14 protein-coding genes are annotated in these 13,967 nt (G+C 72.3%); 9 read left to right on the top strand and 5 right to left on the bottom strand.

The window, feature by feature from the left end:
- The first annotated feature begins 107 nt into the window (after positions 1-107).
- Both ABZ098_RS01115 and ABZ098_RS01120 read left to right on the top strand, forming a co-directional pair.
- Positions 108-977 carry a glycerophosphodiester phosphodiesterase family protein gene (locus ABZ098_RS01115; protein WP_356585959.1) on the top strand — a complete coding sequence of 290 codons (870 nt, stop codon included), beginning with the start codon at positions 108-110 and terminating at the stop codon, positions 975-977.
- A 52-nt stretch (positions 978-1,029) separates the two neighbouring features.
- The gene (locus ABZ098_RS01120) at positions 1,030-1,584 is read left to right on the top strand and encodes a methylated-DNA--[protein]-cysteine S-methyltransferase (protein WP_356585961.1); all 555 of its coding nucleotides are present in this window, start codon (positions 1,030-1,032) and stop codon (positions 1,582-1,584) included.
- 322 nt (positions 1,585-1,906) lie between these two features.
- Here the strand turns inward: ABZ098_RS01120 and ABZ098_RS01125 are convergent, their stop codons facing one another.
- On the bottom strand, positions 1,907-2,335 hold the full coding sequence (locus ABZ098_RS01125; RefSeq protein ID WP_356585962.1) for a VOC family protein: 429 nt from the start codon (positions 2,333-2,335) through the stop codon (positions 1,907-1,909).
- A 99-nt stretch (positions 2,336-2,434) separates the two neighbouring features.
- Between ABZ098_RS01125 and ABZ098_RS01130 the strand changes: the two genes are divergently transcribed.
- On the top strand, positions 2,435-3,343 hold the full coding sequence (locus ABZ098_RS01130; RefSeq protein WP_356585964.1) for a pseudouridine-5'-phosphate glycosidase: 909 nt from the start codon (positions 2,435-2,437) through the stop codon (positions 3,341-3,343).
- A complete protein-coding gene (locus tag ABZ098_RS01135; protein WP_356585966.1) occupies positions 3,340-4,281 on the top strand; it encodes a sugar kinase in 942 nt (313 codons plus the stop codon). The genes ABZ098_RS01130 and ABZ098_RS01135 overlap by 4 nt, the downstream gene beginning before the upstream one ends.
- A gap of 414 nt (positions 4,282-4,695) precedes the next feature.
- Here ABZ098_RS01135 and ABZ098_RS01140 read toward each other — a convergent pair whose 3' ends face one another.
- Positions 4,696-5,490 (bottom strand): methyltransferase domain-containing protein, encoded by a 795-nt coding sequence (locus ABZ098_RS01140; protein WP_356585968.1) that lies wholly within the window; start codon positions 5,488-5,490, stop codon positions 4,696-4,698.
- A 241-nt stretch (positions 5,491-5,731) separates the two neighbouring features.
- Here ABZ098_RS01140 and ABZ098_RS01145 point away from each other — a divergent pair, with 241 nt between their 5' ends.
- Complete coding sequence (locus tag ABZ098_RS01145; protein ID WP_356585970.1) at positions 5,732-6,859, top strand: magnesium and cobalt transport protein CorA; 1,128 nt, start codon at positions 5,732-5,734, stop codon at positions 6,857-6,859.
- 34 nt (positions 6,860-6,893) lie between these two features.
- On the opposite strand, the gene ABZ098_RS01150 is transcribed toward ABZ098_RS01145, so the two are convergent.
- Together ABZ098_RS01150 and ABZ098_RS01155 are read right to left on the bottom strand one after the other, a co-directional pair.
- The gene (locus tag ABZ098_RS01150) at positions 6,894-7,325 is read right to left on the bottom strand and encodes a CBS domain-containing protein (protein ID WP_356585971.1); all 432 of its coding nucleotides are present in this window, start codon (positions 7,323-7,325) and stop codon (positions 6,894-6,896) included.
- A 160-nt stretch (positions 7,326-7,485) separates the two neighbouring features.
- Positions 7,486-8,118: a uridine kinase gene (locus tag ABZ098_RS01155; protein WP_356585973.1), complete on the bottom strand. Its 633-nt coding sequence runs from the start codon at positions 8,116-8,118 to the stop codon at positions 7,486-7,488.
- A 260-nt stretch (positions 8,119-8,378) separates the two neighbouring features.
- Here ABZ098_RS01155 and ABZ098_RS01160 point away from each other — a divergent pair, with 260 nt between their 5' ends.
- The 3 genes from ABZ098_RS01160 to ABZ098_RS01170 all read left to right on the top strand — a co-directional run bounded on the left by ABZ098_RS01160 (position 8,379) and on the right by ABZ098_RS01170 (position 11,656).
- On the top strand, positions 8,379-9,086 hold the full coding sequence (locus ABZ098_RS01160) for a DUF2293 domain-containing protein (RefSeq protein WP_356585975.1): 708 nt from the start codon (positions 8,379-8,381) through the stop codon (positions 9,084-9,086).
- 429 nt (positions 9,087-9,515) lie between these two features.
- Positions 9,516-9,995 (top strand): anthrone oxygenase family protein, encoded by a 480-nt coding sequence (locus ABZ098_RS01165; protein WP_356585976.1) that lies wholly within the window; start codon positions 9,516-9,518, stop codon positions 9,993-9,995.
- 173 nt (positions 9,996-10,168) lie between these two features.
- Positions 10,169-11,656, top strand: a complete 1,488-nt coding sequence (locus ABZ098_RS01170) for a glutamate synthase subunit beta (protein ID WP_356585978.1) — start codon at positions 10,169-10,171, stop codon at positions 11,654-11,656.
- A 182-nt stretch (positions 11,657-11,838) separates the two neighbouring features.
- On the opposite strand, the gene ABZ098_RS01175 is transcribed toward ABZ098_RS01170, so the two are convergent.
- Entirely contained in the window at positions 11,839-12,318 is a 480-nt protein-coding gene (locus ABZ098_RS01175; protein WP_356585980.1) for a carboxymuconolactone decarboxylase family protein, read from the bottom strand.
- 46 nt (positions 12,319-12,364) lie between these two features.
- On the opposite strand from ABZ098_RS01175, the gene ABZ098_RS01180 reads away from it, so the two are divergent.
- Positions 12,365-13,870, top strand: a complete 1,506-nt coding sequence (locus tag ABZ098_RS01180) for a PLP-dependent aminotransferase family protein (RefSeq protein ID WP_356585982.1) — start codon at positions 12,365-12,367, stop codon at positions 13,868-13,870.
- Positions 13,871-13,967: the final 97 nt, after the last annotated feature.

Raw genomic sequence — 13,967 nt, forward strand, 5'->3', positions numbered from 1 at the left:
GACTCGGCACACGTCCGTTCAGGATGTGTCCATTCTGTACCCCGGTGCCGTTGACCCGGTGCTGTCACAGTGATGCTGTACGTGATCGCTCGACGCGAGGAGTACGCATGCACGTGCGCGCCGCGGCCGCCCTGGCCACCGCTCTCCTGGGGACCGCCGCCCTCCTGCTTCCCGCAACCGACGTCCGGGCCGTCGAGGACGGCACGCCCCCCGTGGTCATCGCCCACCGGGGCGGGTCCGCCTACGCCCCCGAGAACACTCTGGCCGCCGTCGACGAGGCCGCCCGGCTCGGCGCCGTCTGGGTCGAGAACGACGTCCAGCGCACCCGGGACGGCCAACTCGTCGTCCTCCACGACGAGAGCCTCCAGCGCACGACCGACGTGGAACAGGTCTTCCCCGGCCGGGCACCCTGGAAGGTGAAGGACTTCACCGCCGCCGAGATCGCCCGTCTGGACGCGGGCGGCTGGTTCAGCACCGCCTACGCGGGCGCGCGCGTGCCGACGCTGAAGCAGTATGTGCACCGCGTCGATCTTCACCGTCAGAAGCTGCTCCTCGAACTCAAGAACCCGGAGCTGTACCCGGGCATCGAGCGAGAGACCCTCAAGCTCCTCGGCAACGAGGGATGGCTCGACCGGAAGCACCGGAGTCGGCTGGTGGTGCAGAGCTTCAGCGCGACCAGTCTGCGGACCGTCCACGATCTCGAGCCCGGTGTGAGGACCGGCTTCCTCGGCACGCCGCCTGTGGCGGACCTGCACGCGTACGCGGCGTTCGCGGACCAGATCAACCCGTCGTACACCTCCGTCTCCCGGGCCTACGTCTCCGCGGTCCATGCCTTCAACGGTCCGCACGACAAGCCGTTGGAGGTCTCCACCTGGACCGTCAACACCGCGGCCGACGCGCGCAGGGTCGCCGGATACGGCGTCGACGGCATCATCACCAACAAGCCGGACGTGGTGCGGGACGCACTGCCCGACTAGCCGTTCGCGCAGGTCACCGGGCGGTGTCAGTGGCGGCTCGTACGGTGGGGGCATGAACAGCCATGGGCAGGACGAGCAGCGGGTCGTGTGGACCGTCGTCGGCACGGACATCGGCGCGCTGCTGCTGGCCGCGACCGACGAGGGCCTGGTCAACGTCGTCTTCCACGCCACCGACGCGATCCGCGACAAGGCGCTGGAGCGGCTCGCCTCCCGACTGGGCACCGAGCCCGTCGAGGCGCCCGACTCACCGCTCCTGGCCGAGGCGATACGCCAGGTCGAGGCCTATTTCGCGGGCGAGCGGCACGACTTCGAGCTGCCCCTGGACTGGTCGCTGATCTCGGGCTTCAACCGGCAGGTCCTGCGCGAGCTGGCGTCGGGCGTGCGGTTCGGCCAGGTCGTCGGGTACGGCGACCTGGCCGGGCGGGTCGGCCAGCCGGGTGCCGCGCAGGCCGTCGGGGTGGCCATGGGCTCCAACCCGCTGCCGGTCGTGGTGCCCTGCCACCGGGTCGTCGAGAGCGACGGCGGCATCGGCGGGTTCGGCGGCGGTCTGGAGACCAAGAGGAAGCTGCTCGCGCTGGAGGGCGTACTGCCCGAGCCGCTGTTCTGAGGCACGACCCCCAGCCCGTCGCAAAGGGGCCGCGCGCGACGGCGGCCCGGCAGGCCGGTGCGGTAGCAGACTCCGCCGTGCGTGGAGGAGCAGATCGCGCAGATCCTCGGGGAGCCGGAGCTGGGTATACCCGGCCTGTATGTCACCGATGACCCCGGTGGGGTCGACGAGAGGACGCCCCGCGCGGTTACGCCGAGTTCGACCAGGGCGCGAGCCGCAAGCAGGTGCTCGATCCGCACGGGGCGCTGGACGGCGTACGGCCGGTCTGACATCTCGTGCGAGGGGGCCGCGCGCCACGCGTGCGCGTGGCCCCTTGGCGCGGTCAGTCGTAGTGGCGTGCCTCGAAGACGTTCCCGTCCGGGTCGCGGAAGTAGAAGCTGCGCCGGGCCGATCCGCGGGCGCCGAAGGAGTCGTGGGAGAAGTCCGAGACGGGCACGGACCGTTCCTCGAGGCGGGCACGGAGTGTCTCGAAATCGTCGGCAGGCAGGGCCAGGCAGACATGATTGACGGGGTGTCCCGCGCTCTCCGCAGCGCCAGGGACCATTTTCATGCCGTCCGCCAGGGTGAGCGGCATGAGGTCGAGGATGGTCTCGTCGTTGAGCCGTACGGAGGGGAAGGACACCACCCCCGCGGCGAAGTCGGTGAGCCGCACGGGCTCCATGCCCAGGGTCTTCTCGTAGAAGTCGGCCGATGCCATCGGGTCGCGCACCCAGAGGACGACATGGTCGAGACGTGTCGAGTTGTCCGTCATGCACCCCAGGCTGGTGTCCTCCTCCACAGCCCGCAAGGGTTTGACCGGACGTGCCGCCCGCCAGAGATGAGGGAAGACCGATCGACAGGAGGCAGGCCCGTGGTGCTGGTGGTGTCCGAAGAGGTGCGCGAGGCGATCGACGCGCGTCGACCCGTGGTGGCCCTGGAGTCCACGATCATCGCGCACGGGCTGCCGCGTCCGCGGAATCTGCAGGTGGCGCTGGAGCTGGAGGATGTCGTCCGGCAGGAAGGTGTCGTACCGGCGACGATCGCCGTACTGGACGGGCGGCCCCATGTCGGCCTGGACAAGCAGCAGTTGGAGCGGGTCGCGAACGAGGACGGGATCCGCAAGCTGGGGCACCGGGATCTGGCGCTCGCGGTGGCCGCCGGGGTGAGCGGGGCGACCACGGTGTCGGCGACGGCCCAGCTCGCGGCGCTGGCCGGGGTGGAGGTGTTCGCCACGGGCGGGCTCGGCGGGGTGCACCGGGAGTGGACAACGACCCAGGACGAGTCGGCCGACCTCGGCCTGCTGGCGCGCACGGCGATCACCGTGGTGTGCGCGGGCGTGAAGTCCATCCTGGACGTGCCGGCGACGCTCCAGCGGCTGGAGACATTGGGGGTCGCGGTCGCCGGTTACGGCACGGACCGCTTCCCCGGCTTCTACCTGTCCGACTCCGGCTTCCCGGTGGAGTGGCGGCTGGACTCTCCCGAGCAGGTGGCGCAGGTCATGCGCGCGCGTGAGGCGCTCGGCGCGCCCGGCTCGGCGCTGATCGTCGCCAACCCGGTGCCCGAGGAGGAGCAACTGGATCCCGAGTTGCACGCGCGCGTGCTCGCGGAAGCGCTCCAGGCCTGCGAGGAGGCGGGAGTCACCGGTCAGGGGGTCACGCCGTTCCTGCTGAACTACCTGGTCCGGCACACCGACGGCGCCTCCCTGAGCGCCAACCTGGCGGCGGTGCGGGGCAACGTGCGGCTGGCGGGACGGATCGCGGCCGCCCGGGCCGGGGCGTGACGACGGACGGGCCCGGTGCCGCCGCGGCCGTCCGGGGCGGCGCCCTCCTGGTCGTCGGTGACGTCATCACGGATGTCGTCGCCCGGCACCGGGGGCCGCTCGCCGCTGCTACGGACACCGCCGCCGCGATCCGTACGGTGCCGGGCGGGGCGGGGGCCAACGTGGCCTGCTGGGCCGCCCGCGGGGGCGGTGCGGAGGTACGGCTGCTGGGGCGGGTGGGCGCGGACTCGGCCGCGTGGCACGAGCGGGAGATGGCCGCGTGCGGGGTACGGCCGCTGCTCGTCGTCGATCCGGAGGCGCCGACCGGGACGGTGATCTGCCTCGTGGACACGGGCGAGGCCGCCGAGCGGACGTTGCTCACGGACAGCGGCGCGTCACTGCGGCTGGAGCCGGGCGACTGGTCGGACGCGTTGCTCGACGGCGTGGCTCGGCTGCATCTGTCGGGGTATCTCCTGTTCTCGCAGTCCAGCCGGGCGCTGGTGGCGGTGGCCCTGGAGTCGGCACGCGCACGTGGTGTGCAGGTGAGCCTCGATCCTGCGTCGGCGGGCTTCCTCCGGGAGGCGGGGGTGGACCGCTTTCTGTCGCTGATCGAGGGAGTGGACGTCCTGCTGCCGAGCCGGGACGAGGCGTGCCTGCTCACGGGGTTGCCCGACGTGGCGGACGCGGCGGCCAAGTTGAGCCGCCACGTCCCGCTGGTGGTCGCCAAACAGGGGGCGGAAGGGGCGCTGCTCGCCCGGTCCGGCGCCGTGTACGCCCACGTGCCCGCCGTACCGGCGACGCCCCGGGACACCACCGGGGCGGGGGACGCCTTCACGGGCGCGTTCCTCGCGGCCCTGCTGGGGGGCGCCACACCCGAGGACGCGGCGACGGAAGGCTGCCGGGCGGGCGCGCTGGCGGTGGAGCGGGTGGGCGGGAGACCCCCGGGGCGGGAGGACTGACGGGTGGCCGGTGGGCCGGATTGCCGGACTGGCGGTCGGTCGGTGAGCCACCGGTGCCGAAGCGACGGCGGCCGGTGCGCCCGCGGTGCCGAACTGACGGGGGCCGGTGTTGCCTGGCTGAAGGGCGGTCGGCGGGGCCCCAGGCCGCACAGAGGGCCGCTCGGTGGACCGCCGGGCGGACTGATGGGTGGGCCGGTGCTTGTCGAGCTGACGGGCGGCCGGTGGGCCGCCAGTGCCGAGCTGACGGCTGGTCGGCCGGTCGCCAGACCGCGCGGATGGCCGGCCCCTGGACCGTCGGGGCCGGGCTGACGGGTGGTCGGTGGGCCGGTGTGGTCGACGGGCGCCGCTCCTCCGGGCTCCCGCGCCGACACCGGTTCCCGAGACAGGCTCCCCGGCACCGGCTCCCGCTGCCTGCTACGCCTTGCGCCCCCACGCCGAGATCAGCGGGGCCGTGGCCAGGTCCATCGTGCCGGTGGCGACGTTGGCGAGGTGGCGGTCGATCTCCTCGTCCGTGGCGAGGCCCGCCGTGACCAACTGGTCGCGGATCTGGCGGATCGTGGCGGACTCCAGGGCGGCGCAGGCCGGTGAGGCGAGCGGGAAGTACGCGTCGGCGGCCACCTGACGCAGACCTGCCTCGCGGAGCAGTCGCGGGACGGTTCGGCCGTAGGAGAGGTCGGCGCCGCGTTCGGCGAGCAGTCGGCGGAAGCCCTGGCGCAGCCGGTTCGCGAGCTGCTGCTCGGGGCCGTACTCGTCGGGGCAGGTCAGCGGTTGCAGGGCGGGGTCGGCGTCCTCCAGCAGGAGCCGTCCGCCGGGACGCAGGGATTTGATCATCGATCGCAAGGCCCGTTCCCGGTCCGGCACATGGACCAGGACGAGCCGGGCGTGCACCAGGTCGAAGCCCTCCCCGGGGGGTTCATCGGTGCTCACGTCGTGGACACGCACGTCCACCGGCGGGCGGGCCGCCGCGGTGAGAAGGGTGGTGTCGATGTCCGTGGCGACGACCTTTCCGGTCGGACCGACCTTCTTCGCCAGCCAGGACACCACGGACGTGCCGCCCGCGCCGACCTCCCAGCAGCGCCAGCCGGATCCGATGCCGAATCCTTCGATGTGCCGGAAGGTCGTGGGGTCGAAGAGGGTGGCGAAGGCGTCGAAGCGCTCCCCCGCCTCCGCCTGCCGGTTGTCGAGGAGATACCCGTCGGTTCGTGTCATGCCGCGATGATCCCAGTCACCGGGCCCGTCCGAAACGGACGACGCGGTTCCTACGAGGAGAGCCCACCGTCCGTCCGTCGGGTGACCGGCGCCGCAGCCGGCGCGGACCGGTTTTCCACAGGCGGGAACCAAGCGGAACCACCCCTGTCCACAGGCTCACCCACCGCTTACGTCGACCTGGCAAACTGGCGCGCCAGGACGCAGAAACGCGTCGTACGGAGATCCACGCGAGGAGATCCAGATGTCCATGGCAGGGAATCTGCGAAAGGTCACGAGCCTCGGCAGGGTCGGCGGCCTGCGCAAGGTGGCCCGCCTGGCCCGGCGGCGCCCGCGCGTCGACCTGAGCCACCACGCCCGCTCTCCGCTGGGCACCTCGGTGGTCAACTGCGTGACGTACAAGGAGGGGGCCCGGGTCCCGGTCGACGGCGATCTGGTCGACACCGTGGAGCGGGTACGCAGGAGCCGTGACGGTTTCGTCTGGCTCGGGCTGCACGAACCGTCGGACCATGAGTTCGAGGGCATCGCGGACCTCTTCGACCTGCACCCGCTGGCCGTCGAGGACGCGGTCGAGGCCCATCAGCGCCCGAAGGTGGAGCGCTACGGCGAGACGCTGTTCGCCGTGTTCAAGACGGTCTGCTACGTCGAGCACGAGGAGCTCACGGCGACGAGCGAGGTGGTCAACACCGGCGAGATCATGGTGTTCGTCGGCGAGGACTTCGTGATCACGGTGCGGCACGGCAGCCACGGATCGCTGGGCCCGCTGCGCGAGGAGCTGGAGTCCGACCCCGGGCAGCTCGCCAAGGGGCCGGCCGCGGTGCTGCACGCGATCGCGGACCATGTGGTCGACGACTATCTGGACGTCACCGATTCCATGCAGTCGGACATCGACCTGGTGGAGACGGCGGTGTTCGCGGACGACGGCGCGCGGGTCGACCCGGGCCGCATCTACCAGCTCAAGCGTGAACTCCTGGAGCTCAAGCGGGCGGTGGCCCCGCTCAGCCGCCCGCTGGAGGAGCTCTCCACGCGGCCGATCCACGTCATCGCCCCGGAGATACAGGCGTACTTCCGGGACGTCTCCGACCATCTGCTGCGCGCCAAGGAGCAGATCGCCGCGTTCGACGAGCTGCTCAACTCGATCCTCCAGGCACACCTCGCGCAGGTGACGGTCGCGCAGAACGAGGACATGCGGAAGATCACGGCCTGGGCCGCGGTGATCGCCGTCCCGACGATGGTCTGCGGGGTCTACGGCATGAACTTCGAGCACATGCCGGAGCTGCACTGGACGTTCGGCTACCCGTTGGTCATGGGCGTGATAGCCGTCGCCTGCGGTGTCCTGTACCGCGGTTTCCGGCGCAACGGCTGGCTGTGATCCGGGTCGTACGCGGGAAGGGAGCGAGGACGGGTCAGTGGGTGGTGGCGGAGCGTGCGTAGACGCTCTCGGCCCAGCCGGCGATCTGCTCCTCCGTCAGGTGCCGGGCCAGGTCGGACTCGCTGATCATGCCCACCAGGCGCTTGTTCTCGATGACGGGGAGCCTGCGGATCCGGTGCTCCTGCATCTCGTGCAGGACGTCGGCCACGTCGGCGCCCGCGTCGATCCAGCGGGGTGTGCCCTGTGCCATCTCGCCGGCGGTGACCTCGGCCGGGTCGCGGCCGACGGCCACGCAGCCGATGACGATGTCGCGGTCGGTGAGGATGCCGCACAGCCGTTCGTTCGCGTCACTGATGGGCAGGGCTCCGACGCCGAGTTCGCGCATCAACTGGGCGGCGCGGTCGAGGGTCTCGTGGGCGGGGATCCACTGGGCACCCCGGTGCATGATGTCTCCGGCGGTGGTCATGGAGTACCTCCCGGTGCCGGACGGCCGGCGCGGCGCGGGCGGCACCGCAAGTCCCGGCGCACTTCATTCTCACCGCGCCGACGGGGGCCCGCACCCGGAACCCGGCGGTAGCGGCGGCCCCGGGGTCGGGCAGGGGCGCCATCACCCACGATCGGCCGGTTCAGCCGTTCCACGCCGGGTGGCGGGGATCGTCGGCGCGGACCAGGACGTCGGCGGTGCCGGCCGGGTCGGTCTCGTCGCCGTAGCGCTCGTAGGCGGGGAGGGTCCAGTGGTCGGGCTCGGGGGTACGGCGGCGGAGGGCGCCCTCGGAGAGGAGGACGTGGACGGTCAGGTCGAACGGGAACCAGTGGCGCAGCAGAAGGGGGCCGTGGAGCAACAGGACGCCGCCGGGCGGGAGGTGCACGTAGGGACTGCGGGTGGCGCGGTCGGTGACGGGGTCCCACAGGTCGGGCAGGACCCGGCCGTCACCGCCGGGTTCGAGGGGGCCGAAGACCTCGCGCCAGAGGGCACCGGTGTCGAACCAGCCGTCGTAGTAGGCCTCCAGGTCGTGGTGGCCGTATTCCAGACGGAGGGAGGCGGGGCGCAGGAAGCCCTCCGTGCCGACGACGAGCGAAGGGCGGCCGCGTATTCGCAGGGCGTCGCCCACCCGTTCGGCGAGTTCGCCCGGGCGGGCTGCCGGGGCACCGTCGAGGGCGACGCGGGGCCAGGGGCTGCCGTCGGCGGGCTTCAGATCGAGGAGCCGGTCGGCCAGCCGCTCACCGAGCCGGTCCCAGGTGATCGCTTCGAGTCGCACACGGCCATGATGCGTCAGGTGATGTTCGGGATGCGTCGTGCTTGTGTGCCGGAGGGCAGCGGACAGTTGCGGGCGGTGGGGAGGAGGGTCCCGTCGCGTCCCGTCGCAGGGGGCGAGGGTGCGGGTGGGAGAGGGTGGGGGTGCTTCGTCGGTGGTTCTGTCGTACGGGAACTCGCGGTGGCGACGGTCGACGAGATCGTGGCGGACACCGGTATCGGTGCTGGGTGTCGGGGGTGGGTGCGGCCGGGGATGAACCCCTCATGACAGGCCTCGCGACTCCCCCGGCCCGTGGCGGACTGATCGTGGTCCAGCCGTTGAGGAGGCGGCACTGTGCGGAGTGCCGTGGTGGGCCGTTGCCGCTGCTCGTCGTCGAGGGCGGTGCGCCTCGGTGCCTCGACTGCGCCGACCTGGGGCACCTGGTGTTCCTGCCGCGGGGGGACACGGCGCTCACGCGTCGGTCGCGGGAGGAGAGTGCGCTGTCGGCGGTGGTCGTGCGTTTCAACCGGCGCAAGGGGCGTTACGAGCGGCAGGGCGTCCTGGTCGAGGAGGTGGGGCTGGCGCGGGCTGAGGAGCGATGTCTGGCTGACGCGGAGGCACGACGGCGGCGCCGGGTGCGGGACGCGCGGCGGCGGGCTGTGGAGGACGTGCGGTTCGCGGAGGCGTTCGCCGCGGAGATACGGCGGCTGTTCCCGGGGTGTCCTGACGAGCGGGCCCGGGCCATCGCCTCGCACGCGTCCCTGCGGGGCAGTGGGCGAGTGGGGCGGAGTGCGGCGGGGCGGGCCTTGTCGGAGGGGGCGGTGGTGTCGGCGGTGGTGGCGTCCGTACGGCATGTGGACACTCCGTACGACGCGTTGCTGATGAGCGGGGTGGCACGGCATGAGGCTCGGCGGCGCATCTCGGGGCGAGTGGAGGCGGTACTGAGGGGGTGGGGGGATCCTGGGCTGGTGGCACAGGAGGAGGCGGGCTGACGATCCCGGTACCGGTCCGCTCGGCGGCATCGCCGGTCGCGAGGCTCGCACGGGGCCGCTTCACACGGCCGCTCGCAAGCCAGACACCGGGCCGCTTCACGTCACCGGGCCCCCAGCCACACACCGGGCTGCCTCACATCACCGGGTCCCGAGCCCACCCCGGGCTGCTCACATCACGGGGTCCCGAGCCCACCCCGGGCTGCCTCACATCACGGGGTCCCCGCCCAGGGCAACCGGTGTGAAGAGGCTCCGGGCGGCTCGTGGAGAAGGGCTGCTCGCGGGGATGGGCGGCTCGCGGGGATGGGCGGCTCGTGGAGGTGGACGTCTGCTTATGGAGGTGCGCGGAATGGCCATGGTTCGAGGGGGCGGGGGCGGGATTCACTGGTGGGGACGGGTGGTGCCGGGCCGGAAGCGGGAGCTGGTGTTGAGATGATCGAGGGGCCTTACTTCGTGCTGGTCGTGCTCGGGGTGCTCGGGACCGCGCTGGTGGCCGGGGTGTTCTGCGCGTTCTCGACGTTCGTGATGAGGGGGCTCGCCGCGTTGCCGCCCGCGCAGGGCGTCGCCGCGATGAACGCGATCAATGTGAGCGCGGTGCGGCCGCCGTTCATGGCCGTGTTCGCCGGCTCCGCGGTGCTGTGCGCGGTGATCGCGGTGGTGACGTTCGTGCTGTGGCCGGGCGAGGGGACCGTGGAGCTGCTGGTGGGCAGCGCGCTGTATCTGTTCGGCTCGTTCGGGCTCACGATGGTGGCGAACGTGCCTCGCAACGACGCCCTGCTCAAGCTGGACCCGGGCACCCCGGAGGCGGCGGCGTACTGGCCGACGTACGTGCGCGAGTGGACGATGTGGAACCACGTGCGCGCGGTCGCCTCGGGCGCGGCAGCGCTGGCGTACGTCCTGGCCCTCACCTGAGCGCGCACACAAGCCCCGGTCCGGAAAGCGCTGGCCCGGCGGTTCGCCGGCACTCTGCGCGAGTGGCCGAGGAGTCGTATCGTGGCCGAAAGAAGTTCCGCAGGAGTGCCGCCCGATGACGCACGGCCACGTCGGACGCGTCAGCGTCACCAGCGTGAGCGAGGAAGACGGCCATGGCCGATCCCAAGGGATTCATGACCACCCCGCGCAAGGACTGGCCCCGGCGGCCGGTCGAGGAGCGGGTCGGGGACTGGGACGAGGTGTACGTCCCGGGTGCGCTGCTGCCCATCATCAGCAAGCAGGCGGACCGCTGCATGGACTGCGGCATCCCCTTCTGCCACGAGGCCTGTCCGCTGGGGAATCTCATCCCCGAGTGGAACGACCTGGTCTCGCGGGAGGACTGGCGGCAGGCCGCCGACCGGCTGCACGCCACGAACAACTTCCCCGAGTTCACGGGGCGGTTGTGTCCGGCGCCGTGTGAGGCGGGGTGTGTGCTCGCCATCAACCAGCCGGCGGTCACCATCAAGAACGTCGAGGTGGCCGTCGCGGACCGGGCCTGGGAACTCGGGTTCGCGCCGCCCCGGCCGCCGGACCGGCTGTCCGGGCGGACCGTCGCGGTGATCGGGTCGGGGCCGACCGGGCTCGCCGCGGCACAGCAGTTGACGCGGGCGGGGCACACGGTCGCCGTCTACGAGAAGGACGACCGGCTCGGCGGGCTGATGCGGTACGGCATCCCCGAGTTCAAGATGGAGAAGCGCCATCTGGAGCGGCGGATCGAGCAGATGCGGGCCGAGGGGACGAAGTTCCGTACGTCCACCGCGGTCGGGCGGGATGTCGGGGCGGCGGAGTTGCGCACCCGGTACGACGCGGTGGTGATCGCCACGGGGGCCACGGCGTGGCGTGAACTGGACGTGCCGGGGCGGGAGTTGGCCGGGGTCCAGCAGGCCATGGAGTATCTGCCGTGGGCCAACCGGGTGTGTGAGGGGGAACTGGCGGTGTCCCCGATGTCGGCCACCGGGAAGCATGTCGTGATTGTGGGCGGCGGTGACACGGGGGCCGACTGTCTGGGGACGGCGGTGCGTGAAGGGGCCGCGTCCGTCACCCAGTTGGACATCTACGCACAGCCGGTGGGCGAGCGGGACGAGGATGTCGAGCCGTGGCCCACGTACCCGAAGATCTACCGGTTGTCGGCGGCGCACGAGGAGGCCCGTGATCTGGCGACGGCTCCCGCGGCGGATGCGGACGCTCGCCTGTTCGCGGCGTCCACGCTGCGCCTCACCGGGGACGAGGACGGGCACGTGCGGTCGTTGCATCTCGTCGAGGTGGACGCGGCGCGGCGGCCGGTGACGGGGACGGAGCGGACGCTGCCCGCCGACCTCGTACTTCTGGCGCTCGGGTTCTCCGGGCCGGATCGGGGGGACGGGCTCGTGGAGCAGTTGGGGCTGGAGATGGAACCGCGGGGGACGGTCGCGCGGGACGCGGGGTTCGGGACGAATGTGCCGGGGGTGTTCGCCGCGGGGGACGCAGCTCGGGGGCAGTCGTTGATCGTGTGGGCGATCGCGGAGGGGCGGGCGGTCGCGGCGGCGGTCGACCGGTATCTGACGGGGAGTTCGCAACTGCCGTCCCCGATCGGGCCGTACGACCGGCCGATGACGGTGTAGGGCAGCGCGGAGCCCGGAGCTCCCCGACGGCCCGACCTCAGCCACCAGCCCGGACCTCAGCCGCCGACTCCGGCCACGCGCCTTCGGCCGCTCACCCTCGCCCCCCTCACCGCCGGCCGCTCACCCTCGCCCCCCTCCGACAACTCCCCCCCACCCTCACCCCCGCCCCTCACCGCGACCGCTCACTCCCGCTCATCCGTCCCCGCCACCTTCGCCGTCGCCAGGGCCACCCTGTTCCACGTGTTGATCGTGAGGATCACGGACAGTACGTGGGCCAGTTCCTGCTCCTCGAAACAGGCCGCGGCCTGCGCGTAGACCGCGTCGGGGACTCCCCCGTCGGCCACCAGCGTCACCGCCTCCGTGAGGGCGAGCGCCGCCTGTTCCCTCTCCGTGAAGAAATGGCGGGCCTCCCGCCAGACCGGGACCATGTGGAGGCGGTCCTCGGTCTCGCCGGCCTTGCGGGCGTCGTTGGTGTGCATGTGGAGGCAGTACGCGCAGTGGTTGAGGTGGGACGCGCGGATCTGGATCAGCTCGACGAGGGTGGGGTCGAGGCCCTCGCGGGCCGCCGTGTCGAAGCCGAGCAGCGCCCGGAACACCTTCGGTGCGGCCTTCGCGAGGTTCAGTCGAGCCGTACCTGTCACATGCTGGTTCGTCGTGGTCATGTGATCAATCTACGGGTCGGATAGACCGGCTGTAGGGTGCATTTCCATGGTGGAATCATGGGTCAATTACGCGGAGCGGATCGGCTCCGACCTGCACCTGGAGCTCTCCGCGCCGGGAAGCCGACGGGCCGCTCTCGGCAAGGCGCTGCGTGACGCCATACGCAGCGGGCGGCTCGCCCCGGGCACGCGGCTGCCGCCGTACCGTTCGCTCGCCGCCGACCTCGGCGTCGCCCGCAACACGGTGGCCGACGCCTACGCCGAACTCGTCGCCGAGGGCTGGCTCACCGCCCGCCAGGGCTCCGGCACCCGCGTCGCCGAACGGGCCCTGCCGCTCCACCCCGCCGTGACGGCGCAGGCATCCGCACCTCGCCCACGCGCGCGTGCCCCGCGCCACGACCGGTCCGCCCGGCACGACCTCCGCCAGGGCACTCCCGACGCCTCCGCGTTCCCGCGTTCCGCCTGGCTCGCCTCCTACCGCCGGGCCCTCCACCAGGCCCCCAACGAGGCCTTCGGCCCCGGCGACCCCGCCGGGCGGCCGGAGCTGCGAGCCGCCCTCGCCGCATATCTCGCACGCGCGCGTGGCGTGCGCACGGAGCCGAACCGGATCGTCATCTGCTCCGGGTTCGCGCACGCTCTGCGGCTGCTCTTCGGAGGCGGAAGCAGAGGCGTGACCGGAAACGTGGATCGAGCCGGAAACCGGGGCGGAGGCGGACAGGTCCTACGCGGTCCGCTCGCCGTCGAGGCGTACGGACTGCCCTTCCAGCGGGAGCTACTCGCGGCCGAGGGTGTACGGACCGTGCCGCTCCCCCTCGACGAACACGGCGCGCGCGTCGACCGGTTGGCCCGTGAGCGGGCCGTACTGCTCACGCCCGCCCACCAGTTCCCCACCGGCGGTCCGCTGCACGCCGAGCGGCGGGCCGCGGTGGTCGACTGGGCACGCGCGCGTGGGGCGGTGGTGCTGGAGGACGACTACGACGGGGAGTTCCGCTACGACCGCAAGCCCGTCGGCGCCCTCCAGAGCCTCGACCCGGAGCGGGTGATCCTGATCGGCTCGGTGAGCAAGAGCCTGTCACCCGCGGTGCGGCTGGGGTGGATGGTGCTGCCCGAGCGGTACGTCGGCGACGTACTCGCCGCCAAGGGCGATCGGGAGGCCTGGGCGAGCGTGCTCGACCAACTTGCCCTCGCCGACCTGATCGTCTCCGGGTCCTACGACCGTCACGTACGGCGGATGCGGCAGCATTACCGGAGCCGACGGGACCGGCTCGTCGCGGCGCTGGCCGAGCGTGCGCCGCACATCGAGGTCAGCGGGGTCGCGGCGGGGCTGCACGCGGTGCTGCGGCTGCCGCCGGGCACCGAACCGTCCGCCGTCGAGGCAGCGGTCCGGCAAGGGGTCGCGCTCGACGGACTCGCGGAGTTCCGTCACCCGGAGACGGACATGCCGTCCGACGACGGTCTGGTCGTGGGGTACGCGACGCCCCCCGAGCATGCGTACGGCGCGGCACTGGAGGCGCTGTGCGGGGCGCTGACGCCGGGCGGAACGCGGGAGTCGTAGAACCTCAGCCCCGACAAGGCGGAGCATCCACCCCTGCCGGCGGTGGCCGTCAGCAGGCCGGTGGATGCTCCGCGAGGCGTGGCGTCCTGGTTCTGGT

The sequence above is a fragment of the Streptomyces sp. NPDC006335 genome, from assembly GCF_040612795.1.
Classification (GTDB): Bacteria; Actinomycetota; Actinomycetes; order Streptomycetales; family Streptomycetaceae; genus Streptomyces.

Coding starts and splice junctions, on each gene's coding strand:
- ABZ098_RS01160 (WP_356585975.1), top strand. CDS start 8,379: ATGACAGGCCTCGCGACTCCCCCGGCCCGTGGCGGACTGATCGTGGTC.
- ABZ098_RS01115 (WP_356585959.1), top strand. CDS start 108: ATGCACGTGCGCGCCGCGGCCGCCCTGGCCACCGCTCTCCTGGGGACC.
- ABZ098_RS01140 (WP_356585968.1), bottom strand. CDS start 5,490: ATGACACGAACCGACGGGTATCTCCTCGACAACCGGCAGGCGGAGGCG.
- ABZ098_RS01145 (WP_356585970.1), top strand. CDS start 5,732: ATGTCCATGGCAGGGAATCTGCGAAAGGTCACGAGCCTCGGCAGGGTC.
- ABZ098_RS01180 (WP_356585982.1), top strand. CDS start 12,365: ATGGTGGAATCATGGGTCAATTACGCGGAGCGGATCGGCTCCGACCTG.
- ABZ098_RS01120 (WP_356585961.1), top strand. CDS start 1,030: ATGAACAGCCATGGGCAGGACGAGCAGCGGGTCGTGTGGACCGTCGTC.
- ABZ098_RS01150 (WP_356585971.1), bottom strand. CDS start 7,325: ATGACCACCGCCGGAGACATCATGCACCGGGGTGCCCAGTGGATCCCC.
- ABZ098_RS01175 (WP_356585980.1), bottom strand. CDS start 12,318: ATGACCACGACGAACCAGCATGTGACAGGTACGGCTCGACTGAACCTC.
- ABZ098_RS01125 (WP_356585962.1), bottom strand. CDS start 2,335: ATGACGGACAACTCGACACGTCTCGACCATGTCGTCCTCTGGGTGCGC.
- ABZ098_RS01170 (WP_356585978.1), top strand. CDS start 10,169: ATGGCCGATCCCAAGGGATTCATGACCACCCCGCGCAAGGACTGGCCC.
- ABZ098_RS01165 (WP_356585976.1), top strand. CDS start 9,516: ATGATCGAGGGGCCTTACTTCGTGCTGGTCGTGCTCGGGGTGCTCGGG.